Below are 24,759 nucleotides of genomic sequence, written 5' to 3'. Positions count from 1 at the left end.
TGTGCAGGTCAGCACTGTCAACTTGGTTGCGGTTGGCCTGTGGGGTTGACTGTTCGGGTCGGTCGGGGAGGGCATGACGTGAGGCCGGGTCGGTGTCGCACAAGGGGGTTCCGGTTCCCAACAGGGGTCATCTCCCTCGAATTTCGACGTTCTGACCGGCTGACATATCAGGAATTCGCCGGCTGCGCCCCCACACTTCCTGGACGGCGCGGATTTTCTGCATCCGTGGGCTGACCGGGGCCGGTACCCATGCATCGGACGGCGGTGATCATTCGGCGGAGCCTGGCGGGCATCTCCGACACCGACGGCTCACGCTCTGACGTGTGCCAGGGGGCCTTCGGGGTTCGCGTGGCGCCTCTCCGGCTGCTCTGGAGGTACTGACAGACCTGGTGACGGTGTCCGCGTTGGCTGGTACTCCGGAGGCATGCGGTACTCAGATGGGGGCGGGCTGGCCGCCGAGCAGCGCAAGCGCCGCGAAGAGGTACGGATGCGGGCTGTCGGCCTCGATCGCGTCCCGCGAGGTGGTGCAAGCGATCACGCGCTCCGCCCTCCGGTACCCGGCTCGCGACAATCTCCCCGTCGGCGCGTCACGCGAAGTGGCCCGGTCAGACGCCGGGCGCGCCCAGTTGGTCGTAGTGCCCAGCGTGACCTGCGAGTTCCGGTCCGTTGATCGGCTGCACCACCCGGCGGGACGCCATCGTGCCGGCACTCGTCCGGGTGCGGAAACAACACCGCGAATCTCACGGCGAGTCACCCGCCAGCGGGATGCCGGCGGGGAGGATCGCATCGACAGTGCCGGTCACCGGTGGTTCCCCGTGCTGCCGGGGGTCCCGCCGGACTCGTTGCCGTGCGAGCGGGCCAGGGCAACCTGGTCGCGGGCGGCGGCCGCTAGCTGGGCAGCGTTTTCCTGGTGCTTGCGGTAGTCCTCGGCCGCCTGGGCCTGCAGTTGCTGAACGGTGTTGGTCACAGGGCCTCTCCCGCCCCACGAGCAGGTTGTCCGCCCCGCGGCCCTGGGCGTCGTCTCCTGTCCGATGTCATCGTCCACAGCCGCCGTGGGGAGGAGGCGGTGACGCATTCGGAGCAGCACACGGCGGCCCGGATGCCGGCGCGGGTGCGGACATTCCTTCGCTTCCAGCGGCCGCAGCAGCTGAGGCCGGGGCGGCGGTCGCGGTGATCTGCCCGGTCAGGGCATGGTGGTGCCAGGGAAGATGGCAGGGAGGGTCTCTCAGTGAGAGGCGCGCGCAGGGGATTCCGTGACCGGTACGGAGCGGGAATTCCGGCCGTCCGAAGAGGGTCGGAGGCAGGAACCTCCGGTCCTCTCGCCATACCTCCGCGCGGTAGCCGCCCACAGGGCGTCGGAGCCGACGCCGCGGTGCAGGGCCTGAGGCTTCAGTTCTCACCTGCGCAAACGTCAGGATCTACCGGGCATCGCACGAGAGTTCGTCTGCATATATCGCGTCAGCGATGCGGATCACCTCCTGGGGGTGAAGCGTCGCCAACACCGGCAGCGGCGTCAGCCACGCCCCCAGCGCGAATGCTTCCCCCATCAAGTGACCGGCCCGCGGCAGACCGACTACCTTTGCCACCTCGGTCAGCGCCCAGGCCTGCTGGCCCGGGTCGGCAATGGTCCGGGCGACATGCTCGGCGCTGGTGGCCAGTTCGCAGGCCCGCGCAGGGTCACCGGCCGCGGCCAGCGCCCTCGCCACCCCGACCAGCGCCCAGGCCCGCTGGTCCGGGTCGGCAATGGTCCGGGCGACATGCTCGGCGTCGGTGGCCAGTTCGCAGGCCCGCGCAGGGTCACCGGCCGCGGCCAGCGCCCTCGCCACCCCGACCAGCGCCCACACCTGCTGATCCGGGTCGGCAATGGCGCGGGCAAGTGCTTCGGCCCGCGCAGGGTCACCGGCCGCGGCCAGCGCCCTCGCCACCCCGACCAGCGCCCACACCTGCTGATCCGGGTCGGCAATGGTCCGGGCGACATGCTCGGCGTCGGTGGCCAGTTCGCAGGCCCGCGCAGGGTCACCGGCCGCGGCCAGCGCCCTCGCCACCCCGACCAGCGCCCACACCTGCTGATCCGGGTCGGCAATGGCGCGGGCAAGTGCTTCGGCCCGCGCAGAGTCACCGGCCGCGGCCAGCGCCCTCGCCACCCCGACCAGCGCCCACACCTGCTGATCCGGGTCGGCAATGGTCCGGGCGACATGCTCGGCGTCGGTGGCCAGTTCGCAGGCCCGCGCAGGGTCACCGGCCGCGGCCAGCGCCCTCGCCACCCCGACCAGCGCCCACACCTGCTGGCCCGGGTCGGCAATGGTCCGGGCGACATGCTCGGCGTCGGTGGCCAGTTCGCAGGCCCGCGCAGGGTCACCGGCCGCGGCCAGCGCCCTCGCCACCCCGACCAGCGCCCACACCTGCTGATCCGGGTCGGCAATGGCGCGGGCAAGTGCTTCGGCCCGCGCAGAGTCACCGGCCGCGGCCAGCGCCCTCGCCACCCCGACCAGCGCCCACACCTGCTGGCCCGGGTCGGGGAGGTTGTGGGCCGGTGCTTCGGCCCGGTCGGGTTGGCCGAGGGCAGCCCACACCGCGGGGAGGCCGGCAGGGATGCGGGCGTTGCGAGATTCGAGCCGGCTGCGCTGGTGGGACAGTCTGGCCAGGGCGTACAGGTCCGGTTGCGGGCTGGCCAAGAGCAGGTCCTGGCAGGTTTTGATCTCGGCGAGGGCGGCGGTGTCGCCGCCGGAGAGCTCGAGCATCCGGTCGTGGCGTGCTGAGCCGAGGGCCAGCAGGGTCAGGCGGTGGCTGTCGCCGGTGACGGCCAGCATGCGCGGGTAGCTGGTCAGCAGGTATTCGGGTGTGTGCGGAGGCCACGGCAGGCCATCGGTGGGGGTGCGGTAGCTCTCTGCCCAGGCGTGCAGCCGGTCCCGGTAGTGGGTCAGGCGGTCGTGGCCGAGGTAGTGGCAGGCGGCGCTCTGGAGTTCTTCGTGGCCGAGCAGGTACACCTGCGGCCCGTCGTCCGCGAAGGCCGGGAGCCGGCGGGTGATGATGCGCCCGGCCACGGAGTGCAGGATCTCTTCCACGGCCACCAGGTCCGCACCGGTAAGCTCCCGCAGGTCGGGGATGGACAGACCGCCGCGGGCTGCGGTCAGCAGGCCTAGCAGATCCTGCTCGAGGGGGCCGCCCTTGAGAAGGCACGCAGCGACGGCGGCTTCCTCCGGCGACTCTGGGTTCCTGGTCATGGTGATGGGCCTTTTCACGTTCAGGAGGCCTGGTCCGCCCCCCCTCGGGGGACCGGCGGGGCGGACCAGGCTGTCATTGGGGCGGTCGGGAGCGACCGCCGAATGGCGGGCAATCAGTCAAGTCCCCCGGCAGCGGCCGGGTACGGACGACTCGGCCGCCTGTCCTTGCCGTGATGGCGGAATCACTTGGGTTCGAGAACGTGCTCTTCCAGGTGCATGTTCTTGAAGATTTCGTCCGCCCGGCCCAGCTGGGTCCGAGTGATGCCGCGGAGCCATTCGCCCTTCTCACCACTCTGATGAATGTACAGGTAATAGTGTTCGGAGGTTCCCTTGGGACGTACCCATCGTCCACCCTTCACTTCCGACATACCCTCTGTATAGCCGTCCTTGGTGATCCTGCGCCCGTTCCAATTGGCCGCACCCTCACCGTAGTCCGGCATGACCGCCTGCCAAACGGCGTTCTTCCCGTTCTCGGGCTTACGCAGCCTCCCCCACACTTTGGTGTCGAGAATACTGAAAGCCACGTACTGCTCGTCTTCCGTCGAAGCGCGTTGGTCCGAATCCACGACGTCACCCGCATGCGGGAAAAGCTTCTGCACCTGAGGACGGGCGCCGTCCGACTTGTCAGGATCTGACAGCACCTGATACAGGGAGGGAATCATCTGGGCCAGGTCGGCTCCCTTGACCCCGCCTGCCAGATCATCGCCGGTGACCAATTGAGCCGGGGTGACCGGAAGCCATTTCACCACCAGATCGGCGATCGGCTGAAAAGCGATCGCGATCAGGTCCTGGCCGAATTCAGGCTTGTATTCCATCATGCGGAACTGATCCGCCGCATTGCCCAGGAGTTCACCCTCCATGAGTGCATCCCGAAGGCTTTCCTTCGCATCCTTGGCGAACTCCGTGAGAGCTTCTCCCATCGCCTCCTTCAGGGGTTTGCTCGATGATGCCGCACTGCTGATGCGCTCCTTCATCACCTCTATCCGTCGATCCAGCCATGCGGATACACAGGACTGGATTCCCGCACTGATAAAGGTCCAACCCGGGATGGTCTCACCGGCGATTCCGATCGCCAGCATCGCCGTCTCGACATTCGCCTTGATCCTGACATTGAGGAACTTTGCCATCATCAGTGGATCACTGTCGAACTCCGCGAATACCGAATCCACCAGATTGTCTTCGGAGTACTTTTCCTTGGCGTCGGCCAGGTACTTCGCGACGGCAGCGCGGTCTGCCGCATCCCGCAGGAAATTGACCAGCCCCGGAATCCAGCCCAGGCCAGGCGGGGCGAACCCGCCGCCGAAGCCGACGGCAAACTTCGCCGCTGCGTTGATCTTCTCGACCCTCTCCATCTCGGAGGTCTTGTTCTTCGTGAAGTACGCATCCAGGGCCGCGCTGGTGATAAGCGCCGGGATCTCCTTATGGACGTCTTCCATGTCCTGAGAAGCCTGCCTGATGACTTCCATCCAATTGGCCGCATTCACCTGGGCATCGAGGACTTCCTTGCGCTTGGAAGCCAGGTCCCCGGCACTCTGCAGCCCCTGCTTGGCCCTCTCGAGCTGCTCCAGATTCTGCACGATCTTGGTCAGGTCATTTTCGATGCGCCCGACATAAGCACCGATACTGAGAAACTCGAAATCCTTGATACCGGCCAGGAAGAGCTGAGCCTGCTCCACGTGCTCCTTACGGTACTTGTACTGGTCCAGCACGTAGTCCATCACCGCGACAAGGGCATGCGCATCCTCTGTTAACCTCTCCGTCACGGCGGCCTCGGCTACACTCTTCGCCGACTCCGTCGAGAGCCCTTCATGGTCGTGCAGCAGCTGCGCGTACTCCGCGATTACGGCCTCGCTGTGCTTAGCGAGGGCGCCGGTCTTGTACTCCTCAGAAAGCCGCCTTACCATTTCGCGCCCGAGGTCGACCTTCTTGGCTTCTTCCACCTTTGGATCGAGATGAAAATTCGCCATCTCGATGCTGGAGTTTTCAGTCATGGGAATGCCTCTCCTTCGCTTCATGGCCGTTTTCCGCAGGCCGAGAGCCCTCGCAGGCCAGATAGATCGATTCCATTTGACGGAGATTCCGGAGCCAGCTTGTTTTCGCCTCTCCGCTTCGTCGTACGAACACGCTAACGCGAAGCTCCTTCCCGATGGAAGGAGGTCCCTATTAAGGATTGCCTGTGAAACCCTTCCGGCCGAGTACTGATCTATTGATCAGAAGCGGTTCGGTTTCCGGGTCGTTGAAGGGGGGAGCGATCTGGTGGGGGATGCGCGGCATCTGTCGTCGGCAGCGCAGGGGACCCTGCGGCTGCGGGCGATGGCCACGTGGGTGGCGGGGCGGGACCGACGCCACCGGAAGCGCCGGGCAGGCCGCCGCGGCCGGACGGCCCAGACCGCTCGGTGAACCCTGGCTATTCAGCGGAATTGGGCGACCTGACGCCCCGATAGCAGAAAGGTGCCGTTGACCTGCAAGGATGTGAGTGTCGAAGTCATATCCGCCGCAGAAGTCAGGGCACCTTTCTGGTGATTGAGCGTACCGGGTGGGACCGTCGGCTGTCCGTGGTGGCTGATTGGGAAGCGGCTGGTGGGGCATGCCGGGGCGGTGCTGCTGCGCCGGTGTGCGGACCGCACGGGACTGACGGACGCGCTGGCGAAGGTGCTGCCGTCCAGCACCGTGGCCGGCTGGCGGGATCGTGCGGCAGTGCTGGTCCAGCTCGCGGTCGCGATCGTGCTCGGGGCAGCGAGCCTGCCGGAGGCCGAGCAACTCCAGTTACATCACCGGCCGTTGTTCGGGTCCGCGGCCTCGGACTCCACCGCCCGCCGGATGCTGGCCGCACTCGACGAGGCGAGCCTGGCGGGGATCGCGAAGGTGCGGGCGCGGGTCCGCCGGCACGTGTGGAGCCTGCTGCATCTGCGGCCGGGCGGCTTCCCGTGGCTGACGGTGACGGGCAAGCGGCTGACCGGCTGGATCGTCATCGACCTCGACGCCACCGTCATCACGGCCGCATCGAAGAAGGCCGGGGCTGCGGTCACCTTCAAGAAGACGTTCGGGTTCCATCCGCTGGCCGCGTGGTGCGCGAACACCACCGAGTCCCTGTCCATGCTGCTGCGGCCGGGGAATGCCGGGGCGAACACGGTGGCTGACCACATCGCCGTGCTCAGCGAGGCGCTCGCGCAGATCCCCGGCTCCTCGGCCGCGAAGATCCTGGTACGGGTGGACGGCGCCGGGGTCACCCACGGGCTGCTGGAACACCTGGAAGCCCTGAACACCACGCGGCGCACGGTCCGCTACACCGTCGGCTGGAAGATCACCGACGCCGACGAGCAGGCCATCGCCAAGCTGCCCGAAAGTACCTGGGAGACCTCCCTGACACAGGACGGCAGCCTCCAGGAGGGCTACTTCGCCGCGGAACTGACCGGGCTGAACACCCGCGAGGGCTGGCCGGAGAAGGTACGGCTGATCGTGCGCCGTGTCCGCCCGTCCCGGCGGCATCTGAAGAAGCTGACCGCGTTCGAGCAGAAGACCGGATGGCGCTACTGCATCACCGCGACCAACATCCGCCACATGCGGGGCATCGCCGGCTCGGGCCACAGCCAGTTCCTGGACGTCCTGCACCGCTCGCACGCGGGGGTGGAGGACCGCGTGCGCACCAACAAGGCCATGGGCCTGGACAACCTGCCCTCCGCGGACTGGGCGGTCAACCGCGGCTGGATGCTCGCCGCCAACCTCGCCAGCGACCTCGACGCGTGGGTGCGGCTGCTGGCCCTGCACGACTTCGACGGCCTGTCCGGCGCAGCGCCGGACACCATGCGCTTCCGCCTCTACCACCTGCCCGCCCGCTTGGCGGACCACGCCCGCCGCCGCTGGTGAGCATCTCGGCACTGTATCCGAGACACCTCGTGCACAAATGTACGATCGCTTGCATGGAATTCCGGCCGACCGTCTTCGACCATCCCGACGCCGTCAAGCTCAACGACGAGGTCCAGCTCGAGTACGTCGCACGCTACGGCGGAGACGAAGGCGACGCGACTCCGCTCGCCGCCGAAATGTTCGTCCCGCCGCGCGGGCTCTATCTGCTCGCGTACGACGAACGGGGGCTGCCGGTGGCCACGGGTGGCTGGCGCAGCCAGGACGAGAACGACGAGGGGTACTCGGACGGCGACGCCGAGATCAAGCGCATGTATGTGGTGCCCGCGGCACGCGGCCTCGGCCTCGCCCGGCGGACGCTGGCGCTGCTGGAGGCCGACGCGCGTGCGGCGGGGCGCAACCGGATGGTGCTGGAGACGGGCACGGAGCAGCCCGAGGCGATGGCGCTCTACACATCGAGCGGCTATGAGGCATGCACGAAATTCGGCCACTATCGCCACACCGACCTGAGTCGCTGTTTCGCGAAGCCGCTCAGGTGAGACGCGCGCCTGAAGGCGCTCTTTGCGTGCATCGCCCACGAACCGAGAATGTGACGCGCTCCTGACAGAACCGGTGCCTCCGTGGCACTCTGCCTCACGCACGGCATTCCGCACCGCTCTCATCCCCCACCTGCCCCGGCAGAAGGAGACATGCGTGAGACGCCATCGCACAGCCGCAGGGATTCTGTTATCCGTCGGAGCTCTGCTCACCGGCGGCCTGACCACCGCCGCCACAGCCAACGCCGCCGACTCCGCCGCAGCCCCCGTGCCGGCCCGTGGCGCATCGGCCGCCGAGCAGCAGCAGGCCCGCGCCTTCTGGACCGCCGACCGCATGCGCGGCGCCACCCAGCTCGACCTGCTCCTCACCCCGAGCCAGGCGAAGAAGCTCAAGGCACCGAAGTCGACCGGTCATCCGACCGCCGTCGCCCCGACGGCCGCCACCGCCTCCTCCTCGGCATCCCCGCTCTCCCCGTCCGGCGCAGCCGCTCCGAACGCCTTCCCGCAGACGGGCGGCGCCTGGACCGGCGGCGGCGCCGTGGTGAAGACCTCGGGGCGGGTGTTCTTCACCTTCCAGGGCCGCACGGCATCCTGCTCCGCCAATGCCGTGACCAGCCAGAACGCCAGCACGGTCATGACCGCCGGGCACTGCGTCAAATACCAGGGCAGCTGGCACACCAACTGGATCTTCGTGCCCGCCTACGCCAACGGTCAGGCGCCCTACGGCCAGTGGACCGCCTCCAAGACGCTGACCACTCCGCAGTGGGAGGCCACGGAGGACATCAACTACGACATCGGCGCCGCTGTCCTCGCCCCGCTGAACGGCCAGAAGCTCACCGCGGTCACCGGTGCGCAGGGCCTCCAGTTCAACGGCGGCTACAACCAGAAGATGTACGCCTTCGGCTTCCCGGCCGCATCCCCGTACGACGGATCGAAGCTGATCTACTGCAGCGGCAACAGTTCGAAGGACTGGCTGTTCACGCAGGACCACGGGGTCGCGTGCAACATGACCGGCGGATCCAGCGGCGGCCCCTGGTTCGCCGGATTCAACGAATCGACCGGCACCGGCCTCCAGGCTTCAGTGAACAGCTTCGGGTATATCTTCATCCCGAACCGCATGTTCGGCCCGTACTTCGGCAACGACGCGAAGACGCTGTACGACAAGGCGCAGGTGTCCTGAGGACCTCGGCGCCCGAGGACGTGCGGACCTGAGAACCTCGGCAACCGACAGGCGCAGCAGGCCGGTGGGAATCCGTTTCCCGCCGGCCTCACCTTTGGGCAGGTGTCAGGCACCCGCCGGCGATCCGAACCCGGTCATCACCGTACGGGCGATATCGAGCGTGAGCCGCTGCCAGGGGTCACGCGGATCGCGCCCGGTGAGCTCGCGGATGCGGCGCAGTCGGTAACGCAGGGACTGCGGGTGCAGATGCAGGGCACGGGCCGCGGCGGTGGCCGATCCGGTGTCGACGTACGCGGTCAGGGCCACCAGCAGATGCCGCTGCCCGGCGTGGGCGAGGGGACCGAGGACGAGGCGGCCGATCCTGTCGGGGGCCGCAGCGGGGTGCCCGGCCAGCAGGGCGAGTACATGTGCGTCCGCCTCCGTCAGGATCCGTTCCGGATGATGGGCGTGCGCGGGAGCGGTGTCCAGGGCATCCGAGGCGAGGCGGTGGGCGACGGCGATCCGGTCCAGGCTCTCGCCCCCGACGGCGCAGCCGCGCCAACCGCGTTCGCGCAGGGCTCCGGGGGCGCCGCCGATGGCGTCGGCGGGCAGCAGCAGTACGGCGCGCGGCCCTCGGGTCGTCGCGAGCGACGTACTCCCGCCGGTGCGCGGCGTGGTGAGTGCCGCGAGCAACCCGCTCGCCGCGTCCTGAGTCAGGTACGGCCCGCCTTCCCGCACTCCCGACCCGCCAGGCCCGCCAGGCCCCGTCGGCTCGATCAGCCCCGTCGGTTCGACCGGCTCGGCCACCAGCAGGCAGTAGGGGTCCGGAAGTTGGATATCCAGCCGGACCGCCCGGTCGGTGAGCGCCCCGACCGACGCGTGGCGCCCGGCGATCAGATCGTCGAGCAGCAGCCGCAGGGCCCGGTCGCGGTCGCCCGCCAGATGCTCGCTGGCCGTCGCGTACGCCGTGGCCATCACCTCTGCCAGCGTGTCGAGCGCCGCCAGCAGCTGTCGGGTGAGCGCGAAGGCGTCCCCTGCCGTGAGCCGGGGCGCATGGGCGGCGATCTCGTCCACGACCACCGCTGCCGCCACCCGGTAGGCGCGCAGCACGGCCTGCACCGGACGGCCGTCGGCGGCGCGCGCCGCCGCGATACCGCGGAACCGCCTCAGATCCGCGGGCCCCAGCTCGCCGCCGTCGGCCCACAGCCGAAGCAGCCGCTCAAGCGCCCAGGCCGCGATGGCGCGCAGTTCAGGGAGTCTGCTGCCGTCGAGCGCGGTGTACGCGGGGACCTCCCGGTGCACCGCGTCGACAATCCGCTGCACCACCCGCTCGGCCGCCCGTGGATCGGCGACCAGCTCGGCCGCGACCCGTTCCCGCTCGCTTATCACCTGGTGATAATCGCAGCGGCTCGATGTGCGCACCACCCTGGCCGCGTATGGACGCCTCTTGTCACTGTCGCCAGGATCGGCATGCACAGCACCACGCACTTGCCCACCACCCTCAGCGGCTCTCAACGACGAGAGGCAGACCGTACATATGGCCACGCACTGGGCAGACTTCCAGTACGAGATCTATCTCAACGGCATGACGGGGGCCGTACCCCGGCTGCCCACCGATCTGAGCAGGCTGGAGGAACTGGCCGAACACCGCCTCGGCCCCGGCCCCTTCGGCTATGTGGCGGGCAGCGCGGGCAACGGCAGCACCGCCCGGGCCAACCGTGCCGCGCTGGACCGGCGGCGTGTCGTGCCGCGGATGCTGCGGGACGTGCACGAGCGCGACCTGTCGGTGGAGCTGCTGGGGCGGGAGATCCCGGCACCCCTGGCGCTGGCTCCCGTGGGGGTGCTGTCGATCATGCACCCGGACGCCGAGTGCGCCGCGGCCCGCGCCGCGGCCGCGCGCGGGGTGCCGTACATCCTGTCGTCGGCGTCGAGCACACCCATGGAGCAGGTCGCCGAGGTCATGGGTGACGGCGAGCGGTGGTTCCAGCTCTACTGGGCCAAGGACCGCGAGGTGACCGCCAGTTTCCTGGCGCGGGCCAAGGCAACCGGATTCACGGCGCTGTTCGTCACCCTGGACACCCCGCTGCTGGCCTGGCGTCCGCGCGATCTCGACCAGGCCTATCTGCCGTTCCTGCACGGGGTCGGCACCGCCAACTACTTCAGCGACCCGGCCTTCCTGGCAGGTCTCGCCAAGCCCGTGCACGAGGACCCGAACGCGGCCGTGACGCACTTCGTGGGCATGTTCGCCGATCCCGCCAAGACCTGGCCGGACCTGGCCTTCCTTCGGCAGCACTGGGATGGGCCGATCGTCCTGAAGGGGATCCTGCACCCCGACGACGCACGGCTCGCGGCGGACGCGGGCATGGACGGTGTGGTGGTCTCCAACCACGGCGGACGACAGGTCGCCGGGTCGGTGGCCGCCGCGGACGCGCTGCCCCGCGTGGCGGCGGCGGTCGGCGACCGGCTCACCGTGCTTTTCGACAGTGGCATCCGCACCGGTGACGACGTGTTCAAAGCCCTGGCACTCGGCGCCCGTGGGGTTCTGGTGGGCCGCCCGTACGCCTACGGGCTCGGACTTGACGGCCAGGCAGGTGTGGAGCATGTCATCCGCTGCCTGCTCGCCGAGTTCGACCTCACGCTCGCCCTGTCCGGTCATTGCCACCCCACCTCACTCAGCCCCGACGACCTCGTCTGCGACGACCCCGTGGAGGAATCCGCATGACCGCCACCACCCCGCCCTCTCCCGCCTCCGTATCCACCGGGAAGAACATCCTCGCTGTGGTCCCCCCTCATATGGGCGGCCGTGCCGCGGGAGCCGCGCTTGCCGGGCTCGTCCCCGGGGCCGATGTCAAGGTCGTGGAGGCCACGGACGAGGACCCCACCGCCCTGCACGAAGCGCAGGTCATCATCACCGGCCTGGCACCGGTCACCGCGGAGCACATCGCCGCAGCGCCCTCACTCGAACTGGTGCAGTGCGCGAGTCACGGCTACGACTACGTCGACAAGGACGCGGCACGCGCCCGTGCCATCCCCGTCTGCAACATCGGCTCCAGCGGCGCGGAACGGCAGAACGTCGCCGAGCAGGTCTTCGCCCTGATGCTCGCTCTGGCCAAACAGCTGGTCCCGGCCCACACCGCCCTTGCGGACGCCGACTGGGCCCTGCCGCGGCTCCAGCAGTCGATCACCGAACTGTCCGGCAAGACCCTCGGCATCGTCGGCCTGGGCCACATCGGCCAGGAAGTCGCCCGCCGCGCGCTCGCGTTCGACATGACCATCGTCTACACCGGTCCGCGCCGGGTCTCACCGGAGATCGAGACCCGCCTCGGCAGCGCCCGGCACGTCCCCTTGGACGAACTACTGCGCAACTCCGACTACATCAGCCTCCACGCGCCGCTGAACGACGAGACACGACACCTGATCGACACCGATCGCCTCAACCTCCTCAAGCCCACTGCCTTTCTCATCAACACCGCCCGCGGCGCCCTTGTCGACCAGGACGCCCTCGCCGACGCCCTGTCGGCCGGTGGCCTCGCGGGCGCCGGAATCGACGTCTTCGACCCCGAGCCCCCTACAGCCGCCCTGCGTCTGCTGAAGGCACCGAACGTGGTGCTGTCGCCCCACGTAGGCGGTGCCACCCGGGAGACCCTGGTCCGTATCGCCCTGGCGGCGCTCCAGAACGTCATCGACTACCTGGACGGCAAGCCACCGCGCGATGTGACTCCCTGACTCCAGTGGGGCGCCCACGTCACACGACCGGTCCCGGGGATCCCTGGTCGAAGCAACCCGAGCCGGTCCCGAGACCGCCCTGGTGAAGGAGCCGAGCCGGTCCGGGGGCCGCCCTGGCGGAGGGACCCGGGCCGGCCCCCGTGCGGGTCAGGGCAGCGGAACCCGGCGAGCCGCCGGCCGGATCGCACAGCAGTCGCCGGACCTCTGTGGCCGTCTTCGCCGTCTTCGCGGTCACCTCGTCCCCTCCGCTCCTCGCCTCAAACGCTGCCCATGGCACGGTCCAGCGCGATCTCGACGAGTATGCGATCGGGGTCGGGGCCCGGCGTACGGCCGTATCTCTCCGCATACCGCGCCACGGCATCGGCGACGGCTTCAGGCTCGGTGCGGATGCGCGCGACGCCTTCCAGTGTGGCCGACCGCGCCCAGGCCGAGAGCGGCTGGTACGGGCACTACATGCAAGTCCTGCGATGGTTCCTCGCCTACAACGGCATAGACGAGGGTCAGGCCCGGGAGATCGTCGAGAATGCGGTCGGCGGCCGGTTCGGCAGTTGGATCGCGCCTGACGTTCCGGTGGTCGACGCGGTGAGCTCTCGGTTCGCCAGCGGCATGGGCGAATATGGGCTCGCGGGCTCGTGGAAGTGGCGTGGATGATGGCGCCGTGACGAACATCAGTGACGACCACGTGAAGGTCCACTTCCGGATGGACATTGACGAGGACGGCTGGCCGCCGGCGAGCGTAGAGAGCCTGTGGGCCGTGGACCTCGGCGACGGCACCGTGCGGCTGGACAACACCCCATGGTTCGTCCGTGGCGTCGCCAGCGACGACATCATCCGGGTTGAGATCGACGATGAGGGCATCCGCTGGGCTGGAGAGACGGTCCGACCTTCGGAGAACTGCACGATCCGGCTGATCGTGCTCAAGGACGGCGGATCAGCCGCAGCCCGGCAGAGCGTTCTGGAGATCTTCCACAAGCTCGGCACGACAGGCGAAGGCATCGAGAGATTCCGGATGGTCGCACTGGATGTCCCGCCGGGGGCGGACCTGCCGCGGATCCGAAAGCTTCTGGAACACGGTGCGGCGGAGGGCTGGTGGCATTGGGAAGAAGGGTGCGTTACCGCTGCTTGGAGGTCCACGGCCACGGACTGAGCGGCCGCGTGTGCAGCCGGAGGGCCGCCGAGGTCTCTGTCAGCGGCGCCGTGGATGATCGGGCGCATGACATATGGTTCCCGAGAGGCCCTTCGATCCCTCGCCTTGCAGCACCTGTCGCCCGAGGATGCCGAGAAGTGGCTCGGTCTGCTTCGCCCTGGCGTGCGTCTTGAGGTAGCGACTGGCACTGACGACGCTGTGGGTCGACTTGGCGGCCTCCCCACCTTGCCGGCCATCGCGGAGTGGCCTGAGTGGGAGGGGCATGGGCCGCTCTCCTTCGTCGCCTCGATCGACTGCGCGCGTCTGCCGAGGGCCGCGTTGGACATCGATCTGCCCGAGGCGGGAACGCTGCTGTTCTTCTACTTCGACGGTCAGCTGGACGACGGCGAGGCCCTCGTTCTGACCGAGGACCAGGAGAGCTGGGTGGGCGCCCGTGTGCTCTACGTGACGGCCGACGAGGAGGTGGCGGAGCGTGGGGCGCCTGCCGGGCTGAAGCCGTATCCGATGGTGTCGCTGACCGCCCGGGAGGAGATGACGGCGACCATGCCCTGGCATCCGTCCGTCCGCGCTGCCTTCGCTCCAGGTGCCCCTCTTGGGAACCGCTACGACCATCCCGTCTGCTCGCAAGAGTTCCTGGACGCGCTGTGGGACCTCGACAACGAGGTAGGGCACCAGATCGGCGGCCACGCTCACTCGGTGCAGAACCCGGTGGAGATCGAGATCGCGGAGGCGGTCCTGGACGGTGAGGTGTCCTGGGACGACGCTCGGCTGTCCGAGGAGGCGGGCAACTGGGTGCTGCTGGCGCAATTCGACAGCGAGGACGCCGCGGACATGATGTGGGGCGATGCCGGAGCCCTGTATTGGCTGATCCGCCCGGAGGACCTGGCCGAGCGGCGCTTCGAGCGGGCGATGTTCACCTGGCAGTGCAGCTGATGGCCGCGATCCCTCCCGCCTGGGGAGTCCAGTACACGCTGAGCCTGCCGGATGAGGATGCTGCGCGGGCTGCCGCCGCCGAACTGGCCGGGATGGGTCACCGTCTGACGGCAGTACGGGTCCACGATCACTTCCGGTTCGTCCCGTCGAGCTTCTGGTACGGCAAGCCATCGATGGATCCCGAGTTGGAAGGGTGGTGGCAGGTCTCCTCGTTGGCCGTCTACAGCGGGCACGAACGCATGGTTCTCGAGCCGTTCCTTCGGAGTGAACGGATTCGGGTGGCGCAAGTGGCCCGTGCCCACGGCGGTTTTCAGCAGGGAGGCAGCGAGGGGCATGCCGCGACCCTGGAAGGCGTCTTCACACGGGACGGCCTGGTCCATGAGCAAGCCGGTGCCGAGGTCACCCCTCCCGTTCCTCTGCCCGAAGATCCCGCATCTCCTCCGGCCGGCCCGCCGTGGAAGTGCGGCGGAGTCGGTGCGCCCGCAACGGTGGTCCAGGCCGTGGTGGCGGTCGCAGAGCGCATGTACGGCAGCGCGGAGGACGCGCCGGATGCCGTGTCCTGGCTGCTCGATGAAGAGTTCGCGTTCGGCGAGCCCTACGGGACGACTGGCGAATTCCTCGGCGATCTCGCGGATGCCGTCGCTCACCAGGGCACCTGCACCGACACCACGGTCGAGGCAGTTCCCTTCCTCACAGAGCTGATCTGCGACAACGACATCGCTCCTGGCAGCCAATTGGTTCTGCTCTGCGACCTGTTGCGGTTCGCGGCTTCGGGGCCGGCGGCAGCAGTCTCCCTCGCCGACCGCATCACCGCGCTCGGGGGCATCTGGGAGGAGTCCGCTGCCGAGTACCTGACACGGCGCGCCATTGGCAGGGAGCTACCCAGGCTGTGGTCCCGCCGGGGCGACGAGAGAGATGCAGTTCAGTTCGCGCTCGCAGCCCTCACGGCGCTCTGTGGCGTCCATGACCAGTGCGTACTCTCGGATCTGGCCGCGTTCCCGGCTCCGGCAGGCAGCTCCCGCGCCGACATCGTGGCGCTCGTGGCAGCACTGCTCAGTGGGGACCGGGAAGGCTCGGTAGCTGCACTGGACCGGCTGGCTTCCTGGCGGCCGAGCGTTGCCGAGAAGGCCGCCAGCCCGAACGTGGATCTTCAGAATCTAGGCATGTCCATCCTTCCGGATCTCGTCCTCGAAGACGTGGGGCCAGGGATCAGAGAGGAACATAACCGCTGACAGCCGGCCAGTGACCGTTTCCTGTCAGCAAGCGGAGTGACCATCGACCGGTTCGTCCTGTCCGGGCTGGCCGGCCGGCCCGGAGGCACCATCCAGTCGTGCCGTTCCTGGCTTCGCCGTACGCGGGAAGCGGTGGTGTGGGTTCAGCGGGGCGAGGCCCCGCCGATCCGGATCAAAGCCGACCGTTCGCCCCGGCCCCCGTACGAGGAGCACGAGCTGGCGGCTCTGCGCCGGTGGGTCGAACTGCTACCGGGCAGGGCCCGGCTGGACGGTCTCGCCCTGACGGCTATGGCCGCCGGGTGCGGACTGGCCCCCGGCGAGCTCCGCGCGGTACGCGGCCGCGATCTGCGCGCCCTGCCGCAAGGTGTGGTGCTGGTCGACACGCCATGGCTGAACCGGCTGGTGGCCTGCCGCGCGGAGTGGGAAGAAACCCTCGCCGAACTCGGCGAACTGGCCGAAAATGCCTTCCTGTTCCGCCCGGGAAGGAAGGCCGAGGCCGCGAAGAACCTGGTCAGTTCGTGGTCGCTCCGGCACCGCCCGCACGCGGGGCTGCCCCGACTTGAGGCACGTCGGCTGCGGACCACCTGGATCGTGAGCCTGCTGCGGCAGCGCATCGACCCCGTGCTGATCGCACAAGCGGTGGGAATGGGCTCGGCAGCAGCCCTGGGCCCCTACTTCCACTGGGTCCCCCCGCTCTCCCCTGAACAGGCGGCCGACCTCCTGCGGAGCTCGCGCCCGTGATGCGGCGTCAGCAGGACCTGGGCGATGCGGACGCACGGATCCGGTTGCTGCGCCCCAAGCCGCCACTGAGCGGGGCGATGAGGATCCCCAGCTCCAAGGTGGGCCAGCTGCTGACCCTTCTGGACCGCTCGGGTGTTCCCCAGGAGTTGGAAGAGCTCTTGGGGGACCGGCCCGGCCCCAAGGGGATCCGCCCCCGTGTGGTGCTGGCCGGACTGCTGCTGTCGGTCTACTACACCGGCCGCGCCACCGTCACCGACGCATGGCGATGTCTGCACTACAGTCTGGAGCCCCGGGCCCGCTCGTGGCTGGACATTCCCGAACATCCGCCCAAGGGCCCCTACCAGCGCATTGCCACCAGCAGGCGCCTCTACCGGGGCCTGGACGCCATCACCACCGCGCTGGATCCGGTGCGCCACGACCGCCGCTCCCGACTGCCCCTGCGGCACGCCGACTTCCACGTCGCACTGTGGAAGACCCCTGAGAGCCGCGCCGCCGCCGACCGCCTTCAGCACCTGGTCAACCGCCTGGTCCTGCCCACCCTCCGCATGGCTCAGCAGCGCGGGCACCTGTGTGGCTGGAACGGCGACGTCGGCATCGACGCCACCGGCGTCCCCGTGATCGCTCGCCACGACAGCCCCTGGCGCGGCACCGCCTCCGTCGAGATCACCGCAGGCTGGCACGCCAAGGGCGGCACCGGAGAGAAGACCTTCGGCTACAGCGCCACCCTGGCCATCGCCGCCCACCACCGCGACACCGACGACAACCCGCCCAAGACGTACCCACAACTGTGCCTGGGCTTCGAGCTCGACACCCCCACCGTCCGCACCGGCCCCAACGCGGTCAACGTCCTCACCCAACTGGCCGGACTCGGCCTGCCCGCCGGCATCCTGGCCGCCGACCGCGCCTACACCAACTGCGCCGCCGCCACCTTCCAGACCCCCGTCCGACGACTCGGCTACCGGCTCGCCCTGGACTACAAGGTCAAAGAACGCGGACGACAGGGCAGCTGGCACGGAGCCCCGCTCGTCGACGGCTCGCTCATGTGCCCACTCACCCCCGCCCCGCTCATCGACGCCACCAACAGCGCCGACGACGACACCATCCGCGCCCCCAGCGACGCACTTGTCGAGAAGATCGAGGCCCGCGAGCCGTACCACTTCAAGCTCAAGCAGGGACCCGACGCCCGGGGAGCGATCCGCCTCCAGTGCCCGGCCGCCGGCCCGTCCCCCTCGGTCAACTGCGCCCGCCGCGACCGGCTGCGGCCCCGCACCCCCGCCACGATGCCCACCCGGATCGTCGACCTCACCACGCCCCGGGTTCGAACCGCCCACACGGCGACCCGCCCGACCGTCCAGATCCCCGACGCCGAACACTTCGCGCCGCCGCCGAAGAGGACGCTGCCCGAGGTGTGCTGCGTGGGCTCCATCACCGTGCCCGCCGACGCCGAAGCGGCCGACTGGCGCCTGGCCAAGTACCGCCAGGACGTCCACTACCTGCACACATCGTGGATCAACGCCTACCGGCCCATCCGCAGCCACAACGAAGGCGCCAACGGGCGCTTCAAGAGCGGGAAACTCGACATCGGCAACCCCAAACACCGGCCCGCCCCCGGCCAGGTCACCCAGGCACTTCTCCTCGCCGTCATGCTCACGATCGCCAACCTGACCCTCCTGGAAACCTGGCTCACAGAACGCGACGGCCCCGACGAACTCACCACCGTCGACTTCGACGCCAGCGGCCCCCTGCCGCCACGCACCGATCCCGATGTGCCGCATGCCCTGCCCACGGGACGCCCGCCACCGCCCCACACCCGCTGACCGAGCCTGCGCGGAACAACCCCACATCGTGGAAGCACGCCGATCACCACGATCGGCGTGCTTCATCGTGCCCGGAGACAGGTAAGCACGCGCAACACGCTCGCCACACCACCCCGCCACCCGCACGCAGACCTCCCGACGAGCCCAGAAACGACGAAATCCCGCCCGATCGAAGTGATCGGACGGGATCTCGTGAACCGTCTACGAGCTAACTCGTGAACAGCCCGTTGTGGACCTGAGGGGATTTGAACCCCTGACCCCCTCGATGCGAACGAGGTGCGCTACCAGTCTGCGCCACAGGCCCTTGCAACGAGTGAAACCTTAGCACCCCGATCGGGGTGCTTGGAAATCCGTTCCTGGCTGGTCACCCGAGGCCCGGTTCCCAAGGTAGCCGGGCCCTCGGTGAGGGTCACTCGTTGGCCGCGCGGGGGCGGTCGTCGTCGGCGTACTGGTCGAAGAGGGGGGTGCGGCCGTGGTCGCGGGTGCGGCGTGTCGCTGGGGTGGTCCGCTGGCGGGGCGGGGCGGGTGCGGGGGTGGGATCGGCCGTGGAGGAGCGGGAGGCGCTCCAGGTGTCCGGGTCCGTGACGTCGATTCCGCCGCCTGCACGCGGGGCTACGGGGGCGGTCACGTACGTGGGGAGCGGCACCGGCACCGGGTCCCAGCTGTCTCCGCGGGCGGGGCCCGGGTCGCGCTGCTGGTCGACCCACTCGGCGTGGTCGGTCTGCTCGACCAGGGCCCGGCGGCCCGCCTCCTGCGGGGAGATCCTGAGAGCCGGCTCCGGTACGGGGTGCTCCTCAGGCTGCTCGTCCACCTCCACGGCCGCGGGGGGCCGGAGGCGTGCGCCCTTCTCGCGCAGACGCTGCGCGGCTGCCTCGGCACGCCGGCGGTCCATGACGTAGACGTACCGGCGACGCTCCTGGGCCCGCAGATGGGCGATGTAGGCGCTGAGCAGGATCGCCGGAGCGGCGGGCGCCCAGAGGAAGCCGAGTCCGCCGACCGCCGCGACGATCGCGCCGATGGTGAAGGCGAGGAAGAGCAGCACCGTGGTGCGCCGACGACGCGCGAGGGCCTTCGAACGCCGGGCCCGTGCCGCGGCCGTCCCGCTGGGGCGCGGGCCACGTGCCGGAGGCTGGATGCGTGCCTCGGTGCGGGCCGGGGGCGCGGCGAAGGACCGGACGTCGACGGAACTCAGTGGGTCCGTCCCGGCGTCCGGTTCGGCGTCGGTGGTCGCCTCATCCTCCTCCGCGGGGCGATCGCGCAGCTCCTTGGCGTATCGACGCTCCATTCCCGCCCGCCCGGACAGGAGCCGGATGGCCGTGCTGAAGCGTTCCGTAGGACGTGCCTCGTTGAGCTCGTCCTGCCTGCGGAGCCACATGGGCACCAAGTAGGCGGCCCAGGCCCCGACGATGACTGCGTAAATGAGGCCGCTGCTGCTCACGCCTCTCACCGTAGAGGGGTTCGCGCGACGGCATCGGCCAATTGGCCCGGTGTGTCGCACGATCTGGCTGATATCACTGACTTTTTTTGTGATTCTTCAGATCGCATGACGATCGAGTGGCCCATAAATTCGAACAAGTTTTTTATTTCTCGCGGTGACTCATACGTCCCCGGTGCCAGCGGCGCAGCAGCCCCTCCGGCACCTCCTCGGCCGTGAGGGCGAAGACCAGATGGTCCCGCCACGCGCCGTCGATATGCAGATAGCGGGGCCGCAGTCCCTCTTCGCGGAATCCGAGTTTCTCCACGACCCTGCGGCTCGGCACGTTCTCGGGCCGAATACAGACCTCGATACGGTGCAGCCCGATGCCGCGGAAGCAGTGGTCGACAGCGAGCGCCACGGCCGTCGGCATCACCCCCCGGCCGGCGACGTCGCGGTCCACCCAGTAGCCGACATGCCCCGAGCACATCGAGCCCCAGGTGATCCCGGCCACCGTCAGCTGCCCGACCAGCCGACCCCGGTACTCGACCACGAAGGGCAGCATCCGGCCGGAGTGGGCCTCGGACCGCAGATGACGGACCATCTGTCGGTAGGTGGGGCGCTGTGCCATCGGCGCGCCTGGCGCGGGGGGCGGGATCGTCGCCTCCCAGGGGCGCAGCCAGTCCCTGTTGCGCTGGTTCACCTCGCGCCAGGCCCGTTGGTCGCGCAGCTTTATCGGGCGGAGGGTGACATCACCGTCCGTCAGGACCACGGGCCAGGTATGGGTGTTCAGAGCGAGCTCCCGGAACGGCCCGAGGTTCTCGCGTGGTCACCGCCGTGGATCTGGTCCACGGCGTGCGGCAGGATCCGGGCGAGGACGTCGAGCCCGTCCCGTACTCCGCCCGTCGAGCCCGGCAGATTGACGATCAGGGTCCTGCCGCCCGCGACACCGGCGATGCCGCGGGAGAGCGCCGCCGTGGGGACCTTGGCCAGTCCCTGGGCGCGGATCGCCTCGGGGATGCCGGGGATCTCGTAGTCGAGCACCCGGCGGGTGGCGTCGGGGGTTCGGTCGGTGGGGGAGACGCCCGTGCCGCCGGTGGTGAGGATGACGTCGTACGCCGCCGCGACACCTTCGCGCAGGGCCGCCTCGACCGGGTCGCCGTCGGGGACGACCGTGGGGCCGTCGACCGCGAAGCCCATCGCAGCGAGGCCCTCGGCGAGCAGCGGACCACCCCTGTCCTCGTACACACCGGCGGAGGCGCGGTTCGACGCTGTCACGACCAGTGCGCGCCTGCCGGGGCGGGGATCGGCGCTCACCGCCCGTCCTCCTCAGCGGCCTCCGGGCGCGACCAGTCGCCCGACTTGCCTCCCGTCTTCTCCTCGACCCTGACATCGGTGATGACGGCCGCCTTGTCCACGGCCTTCACCATGTCCACCACGGTCAGCGCCGCCACCGAGACCGCGGTCAGGGCCTCCATCTCGACACCCGTCCGGTCCGTCGTCTTCACGGTCACCCGGATCTCCACGGCATCATCGGCCACCGAAAGGTCCAGCTTCACGCCGGAGAGCGCCAGCGGATGGCACAGCGGAATCAGCTCGGGGGTGCGCTTGGCTCCCATGATGCCCGCGATTCGGGCGGTGGCCAGGGCGTCGCCCTTGGGTACGCCCTCACCGCGCAGCAGCTCCACGACGTGCGGCGCCACGAGGACCCGGCCGCTTGCGCGAGCGGTGCGCGCGGTGACGGCCTTCTCGGAGACGTCGACCATGCGGGCCGCCCCCGCCTCGTCGATGTGGGTGAGTCCTTGCTGCGCGCTCATTGCTGTGGCTCCCGGTCGCTGTGTGGTGAGACACCGTACCGCCACGATGCGGCGCTCAGCCGAGCAGCACTACCTCCGTCTCCGTGCCCGGCTCGACGGAGGTGACGGCCTCGGGGACCACGATGAGCGAGTCGGCCTGAGCGAGGGCCGCGACCAGATGGGATCCGCTGCCGCCGACCGGGGTGACGGTGCCCTTCTCCGCATCGTAGGCGCCCCGCAGGAACTGGCGCTTGCCGGCGGGGGAGGACAGTGCCTTGTCCGCGCGCAGCTCGGCCCGCACCCGCGGGCGGTGGATGTCGTCCAGGCCCATCAGGGTGCGAATGGCCGGGCGTACGAACAGTTCGAAGGACACATACGACGACACCGGATTGCCCGGCAGCGCCAGCAGTGGGGTGCGGTCGGGGCCGATCGAACCGAAGCCCTGCGGTTTACCGGGCTGCATGGCGAGCCTGCGGAAACTCACTCCCGTGTGCCGATGGTCCGTACCGTGCTCATCCGCGTCGGCCGGCCCGTCCGCGTCGGCGGTCCGGCCGGGCGTCGCGTCGCCGAGCGTCGACAGCGCCTCCTTGACGACGTCATACGCGCCGACACTGACCCCGCCCGTGGTGACCATCAGATCAGCGCGGACCAGTTGGTCCTCGATGGTGGCGCGCAATTCGTCCGCGTCGTCGGTCACCGCTCCGACGCGATAGGCGATGGCACCCGCATCCCTGGCCGCCGCGGTGAGCGCAAAGCTGTTCGAGTCGTAGACCTTGGCTTCGGCCAGCTCCTCCCCCGGCTGCACCAGCTCACTGCCGGTGGAGAGCACGACCACACGTGGCCGCGGGCGCACCCGGACGGCGCCTCGGCCGATCGCGGCGAGCAGACCGATCTGCGGAGGGCCGAGCACCGTGCCTGCCGGCAGGGCGAGGGCACCGGATCGCACATCGCTGCCGCGGGCCCGGACATGCGCCCTGGGGCCGACCGACCGGTGGATCCTGACCTCGCCACCGGCGCCTTCCGGAGCGTGCCCGGCCGGGCGCATGGCGGTGGCGGCTCCTTCGCCGGTGCCTCCGTCGGTCCACTCGACCGGTACGACGGTCTCGGCACCGGGCGGGAGTGGCGCACCGGTCATGATGCGGGCGGCCTGCCCAGGCCCCACTTCGCCACCGCCGCTGAGCCCGTCGCTGCCCGCCGCGACATCGCCGATGACCGTGAGGACGGCGGGGAAATCCTCGCCGGCACCCGCGATATCGGCCACCCGCACCGCGTATCCGTCCATCGAGCTGTTGTCGAAGGGCGGCAGATCGACGGGCACGGTGATGTCATCGACCAGGACGCAGCCCTGGGCATCGAGCAGTTGCAACTCGATGGGATCGAGCGGGCGGATCGTGGCGAGGATGTCCTTCAGGTGCTCGTCCACCGACCACACCGCGCTCGCGTCCCCCGCGCCCGCGGGCGCTCCCGTACGGTCCTTGGGGGCGCCACCCTGGCCGGCTGACGGCGTTGCCGTACTGCTCAAAGTGCTACATCTCCTCGGTGACGTAACGGCGAAGCCAGGCCCGGAAGTCCGGTCCCAGGTCCTCACGTTCGCACGCGAGTCTGACAATGGCACGCAGGTAGTCGCCACGGTCTCCGGTGTCGTAGCGGCGGCCCCTGAAGACGACACCGTGCACAGGACCGCCGAGCTTCTCGTCGAAAGCGAGCTTCTGGAGTGCGTCGGTCAGCTGGATCTCGCCGCCGCGACCCGGCTTGGTCTGCCGGAGTATCTCGAAGATGGCGGGGTCGAGCACATAGCGGCCGATGATCGCGTAGTTGCTCGGCGCCTCGGCCGGGTCGGGCTTCTCCACCAGTCCGGTCACCCGGACCACGTCGTCGTCTCCGGTGGACTCGATGGCGGCGCAGCCGTAGAGCCCGATCTGGGACGGCTCGACCTCCATGAGGGCGATGACACTGCCGCCCTCGCGCTCCTGGACTTCCACCATGTGGGACAGCAGCGGGTCGCGCGGGTCGATCAGGTCGTCGCCCAGGAGCACGGCGAAGGGCTGGTCCCCCACGTGCGGCGCCGCACACAGCACGGCGTGGCCGAGGCCCCTGGGGTCGCCTTGGCGCACATAGTGCATGGTGGCGAGGTCGCTGGACTCCTGCACCCTGCCGAGACGCTGGGCGTCGCCCTTGCGGCGCAGCGCCTCCTCCAGCTCGTAGTTGCGGTCGAAGTGGTCCTCAAGGGGCCGCTTGTTTCGGCCGGTGACCATGAGGATGTCCGAGAGGCCGGCCTCCACCGCCTCCTCGACGACGTACTGGATGGCGGGCTTGTCGACTACCGGCAGCATCTCCTTGGGAGTGGCCTTTGTCGCGGGCAGGAACCGTGTCCCCAGGCCTGCCGCGGGGATGACAGCCTTGCTGATCCTGGAGCTGTTCCTGTGCGACTCAGTCATGTGAAGCACCCTATCCGGTGACCTTGGAAGCAGGATGGGCGTCCCGATAACTTTCCCCTCATAAAGGCGTATTGACTGAGGTTTGCGAGGCCACCATGGAAGGCGATTCATCCGATCTGCCCGAAAAGGGCACCAAGAGCTCCTTGCGGCGCGAACTGCTCGACGCACGGCGCGGACTGACCCCCGAGGAAACGGGGGAAGCCGCCGCGGCTCTCGCCCGGCACGCGCTCGAACTCCCTGAGCTCACCTCTGCCCGAACCGTGGCCGCCTACGTGTCAGTGGGGCGCGAGCCTGGAACCCGCGCGCTGATCGACGCGCTGCGCACTCGGGGGGTACGGGTACTGCTCCCCGTACTGCTGGCCGACAACGACCTCGACTGGGCGGAGTACCGGGGCGGCGACCGACTGGCACCCGCCGGGCGCGGGCTGCTGGAGCCGGACGGGCCTCGGCTCGGGCCGGGGGCCGTCCGGGAGGCGGACGCCGTACTGCTGCCGGGGCTCGCGGTCGACGAGCGGGGCATGCGACTCGGCCGCGGCGGGGGCTCGTACGACCGCGTCCTGGAACGGCTCGAAGCCGCGTCCACGCACCCCGCCCTCGTCGTGCTCCTTTACCCGAACGAGGTGGTCGCCCGGGTCCCGGAGGAACCGCACGACCACCCCGTACACGCGGTGGTGACACCACAGGGCGTCCGCCGGTTCGCGGCGTGAGGTGCCGGCCGGCCCGGGCGGCACC

The 24,759-nt window shown here is 69.4% G+C and carries 22 protein-coding genes, 1 tRNA gene and 1 pseudogene; 12 read left to right on the top strand and 12 right to left on the bottom strand.

Annotated features, from left to right (window positions below; translation table 11 throughout):
- Window positions 1–799: 799 nt before the first annotated feature.
- The 3 genes from V1460_RS04490 to V1460_RS04480 form a co-directional block, all read right to left on the bottom strand.
- Window positions 800–967, bottom strand: coding sequence for a hypothetical protein (locus tag V1460_RS04490; protein ID WP_338672272.1), 168 nt, complete (start codon window positions 965–967; stop codon window positions 800–802).
- Window positions 968–1,418: 451 nt separating this feature from the next.
- Window positions 1,419–3,224, bottom strand: a complete 1,806-nt coding sequence (locus V1460_RS04485; RefSeq protein WP_338672270.1) for a hypothetical protein — start codon at window positions 3,222–3,224, stop codon at window positions 1,419–1,421.
- A 182-nt stretch (window positions 3,225–3,406) separates the two neighbouring features.
- Window positions 3,407–5,215: a hypothetical protein gene (locus V1460_RS04480; protein ID WP_338672268.1), complete on the bottom strand. Its 1,809-nt coding sequence runs from the start codon at window positions 5,213–5,215 to the stop codon at window positions 3,407–3,409.
- Between the two features lie 589 nt (window positions 5,216–5,804).
- Between V1460_RS04480 and V1460_RS04475 the strand changes: the two genes are divergently transcribed.
- From V1460_RS04475 to V1460_RS04465, 3 genes are all read left to right on the top strand, one after another.
- The gene (locus tag V1460_RS04475) at window positions 5,805–7,091 is read left to right on the top strand and encodes an IS1380 family transposase (RefSeq protein WP_338672266.1); all 1,287 of its coding nucleotides are present in this window, start codon (window positions 5,805–5,807) and stop codon (window positions 7,089–7,091) included.
- Window positions 7,092–7,144: 53 nt separating this feature from the next.
- The gene (locus tag V1460_RS04470; protein ID WP_338672265.1) at window positions 7,145–7,627 is read left to right on the top strand and encodes a GNAT family N-acetyltransferase; all 483 of its coding nucleotides are present in this window, start codon (window positions 7,145–7,147) and stop codon (window positions 7,625–7,627) included.
- A gap of 154 nt (window positions 7,628–7,781) precedes the next feature.
- The gene (locus V1460_RS04465; RefSeq protein WP_338672263.1) at window positions 7,782–8,804 is read left to right on the top strand and encodes a peptidase; all 1,023 of its coding nucleotides are present in this window, start codon (window positions 7,782–7,784) and stop codon (window positions 8,802–8,804) included.
- A gap of 105 nt (window positions 8,805–8,909) precedes the next feature.
- On the opposite strand, the gene V1460_RS04460 is transcribed toward V1460_RS04465, so the two are convergent.
- Entirely contained in the window at window positions 8,910–10,172 is a 1,263-nt protein-coding gene (locus V1460_RS04460) for a helix-turn-helix domain-containing protein (RefSeq protein ID WP_338672262.1), read from the bottom strand.
- Window positions 10,173–10,320: 148 nt separating this feature from the next.
- On the opposite strand from V1460_RS04460, the gene V1460_RS04455 reads away from it, so the two are divergent.
- Window positions 10,321–11,505 (top strand): lactate 2-monooxygenase, encoded by a 1,185-nt coding sequence (locus V1460_RS04455; protein ID WP_338672261.1) that lies wholly within the window; start codon window positions 10,321–10,323, stop codon window positions 11,503–11,505.
- Window positions 11,502–12,509 (top strand): NAD(P)-dependent oxidoreductase, encoded by a 1,008-nt coding sequence (locus V1460_RS04450; RefSeq protein WP_338672260.1) that lies wholly within the window; start codon window positions 11,502–11,504, stop codon window positions 12,507–12,509. Before V1460_RS04455 ends, V1460_RS04450 begins: the two co-directional genes overlap by 4 nt.
- A gap of 257 nt (window positions 12,510–12,766) precedes the next feature.
- Here V1460_RS04450 and V1460_RS04445 read toward each other — a convergent pair.
- Window positions 12,767–12,928: pseudogene (locus tag V1460_RS04445) on the bottom strand (nitrilase); the annotation flags it as partial.
- On the opposite strand from V1460_RS04445, the gene V1460_RS04440 reads away from it, so the two are divergent.
- The 6 genes from V1460_RS04440 (at window position 12,897) to V1460_RS04415 (ending at window position 18,379) form a co-directional block, all read left to right on the top strand.
- The gene (locus tag V1460_RS04440; RefSeq protein ID WP_338672259.1) at window positions 12,897–13,160 is read left to right on the top strand and encodes a hypothetical protein; all 264 of its coding nucleotides are present in this window, start codon (window positions 12,897–12,899) and stop codon (window positions 13,158–13,160) included. The pseudogene V1460_RS04445 and the gene V1460_RS04440 overlap by 32 nt on opposite strands.
- A 7-nt stretch (window positions 13,161–13,167) precedes the next feature.
- Window positions 13,168–13,656: a DUF4265 domain-containing protein gene (locus V1460_RS04435; RefSeq protein ID WP_338672257.1), complete on the top strand. Its 489-nt coding sequence runs from the start codon at window positions 13,168–13,170 to the stop codon at window positions 13,654–13,656.
- A 225-nt stretch (window positions 13,657–13,881) separates the two neighbouring features.
- On the top strand, window positions 13,882–14,589 hold the full coding sequence (locus V1460_RS04430; protein ID WP_338672254.1) for a YwqG family protein: 708 nt from the start codon (window positions 13,882–13,884) through the stop codon (window positions 14,587–14,589).
- The gene (locus tag V1460_RS04425) at window positions 14,589–15,821 is read left to right on the top strand and encodes a hypothetical protein (protein WP_338672252.1); all 1,233 of its coding nucleotides are present in this window, start codon (window positions 14,589–14,591) and stop codon (window positions 15,819–15,821) included. Before V1460_RS04430 ends, V1460_RS04425 begins: the two co-directional genes overlap by 1 nt.
- Window positions 15,822–15,857: 36 nt before the next feature.
- Window positions 15,858–16,562 (top strand): hypothetical protein, encoded by a 705-nt coding sequence (locus tag V1460_RS04420; protein ID WP_338672250.1) that lies wholly within the window; start codon window positions 15,858–15,860, stop codon window positions 16,560–16,562.
- Complete coding sequence (locus V1460_RS04415) at window positions 16,562–18,379, top strand: hypothetical protein (protein WP_338672248.1); 1,818 nt, start codon at window positions 16,562–16,564, stop codon at window positions 18,377–18,379. Before V1460_RS04420 ends, V1460_RS04415 begins: the two co-directional genes overlap by 1 nt.
- Window positions 18,380–18,609: 230 nt before the next feature.
- On the opposite strand, the gene V1460_RS04410 is transcribed toward V1460_RS04415, so the two are convergent.
- The 7 genes from V1460_RS04410 to galU all read right to left on the bottom strand — a co-directional run bounded on the left by V1460_RS04410 (window position 18,610) and on the right by galU (window position 24,027).
- Window positions 18,610–18,683 (bottom strand) — tRNA-Ala (locus tag V1460_RS04410).
- A 105-nt stretch (window positions 18,684–18,788) separates the two neighbouring features.
- Window positions 18,789–19,817 carry a hypothetical protein gene (locus tag V1460_RS04405; protein WP_338672246.1) on the bottom strand — a complete coding sequence of 343 codons (1,029 nt, stop codon included), beginning with the start codon at window positions 19,815–19,817 and terminating at the stop codon, window positions 18,789–18,791.
- Window positions 19,818–19,959: 142 nt separating this feature from the next.
- A complete protein-coding gene (locus V1460_RS04400; protein WP_338672245.1) occupies window positions 19,960–20,565 on the bottom strand; it encodes a GNAT family protein in 606 nt (201 codons plus the stop codon).
- A gap of 17 nt (window positions 20,566–20,582) precedes the next feature.
- Complete coding sequence (locus V1460_RS04395) at window positions 20,583–21,110, bottom strand: MogA/MoaB family molybdenum cofactor biosynthesis protein (RefSeq protein WP_338672244.1); 528 nt, start codon at window positions 21,108–21,110, stop codon at window positions 20,583–20,585.
- Complete coding sequence (moaC, locus tag V1460_RS04390) at window positions 21,107–21,610, bottom strand: cyclic pyranopterin monophosphate synthase MoaC (protein ID WP_338672243.1); 504 nt, start codon at window positions 21,608–21,610, stop codon at window positions 21,107–21,109. Before moaC ends, V1460_RS04395 begins: the two co-directional genes overlap by 4 nt.
- Before the next feature lie 55 nt (window positions 21,611–21,665).
- Entirely contained in the window at window positions 21,666–23,012 is a 1,347-nt protein-coding gene (glp, locus tag V1460_RS04385) for a gephyrin-like molybdotransferase Glp (RefSeq protein ID WP_407077593.1), read from the bottom strand.
- Window positions 23,013–23,115: 103 nt separating this feature from the next.
- Window positions 23,116–24,027, bottom strand: coding sequence for a UTP--glucose-1-phosphate uridylyltransferase GalU (galU, locus tag V1460_RS04380; protein WP_338672241.1), 912 nt, complete (start codon window positions 24,025–24,027; stop codon window positions 23,116–23,118).
- Window positions 24,028–24,122: 95 nt separating this feature from the next.
- Between galU and V1460_RS04375 the strand changes: the two genes are divergently transcribed.
- On the top strand, window positions 24,123–24,734 hold the full coding sequence (locus tag V1460_RS04375) for a 5-formyltetrahydrofolate cyclo-ligase (RefSeq protein WP_338672240.1): 612 nt from the start codon (window positions 24,123–24,125) through the stop codon (window positions 24,732–24,734).
- Window positions 24,735–24,759: the final 25 nt, after the last annotated feature.

Source organism: Streptomyces sp. SCSIO 30461 (genome assembly GCF_037023745.1).
GTDB lineage: Bacteria > Actinomycetota > Actinomycetes > Streptomycetales > Streptomycetaceae > Streptomyces.
The sequence above is the reverse complement of the archived record's forward strand: the minus strand, read 5'-3'. Positions and strand labels throughout refer to the sequence as shown.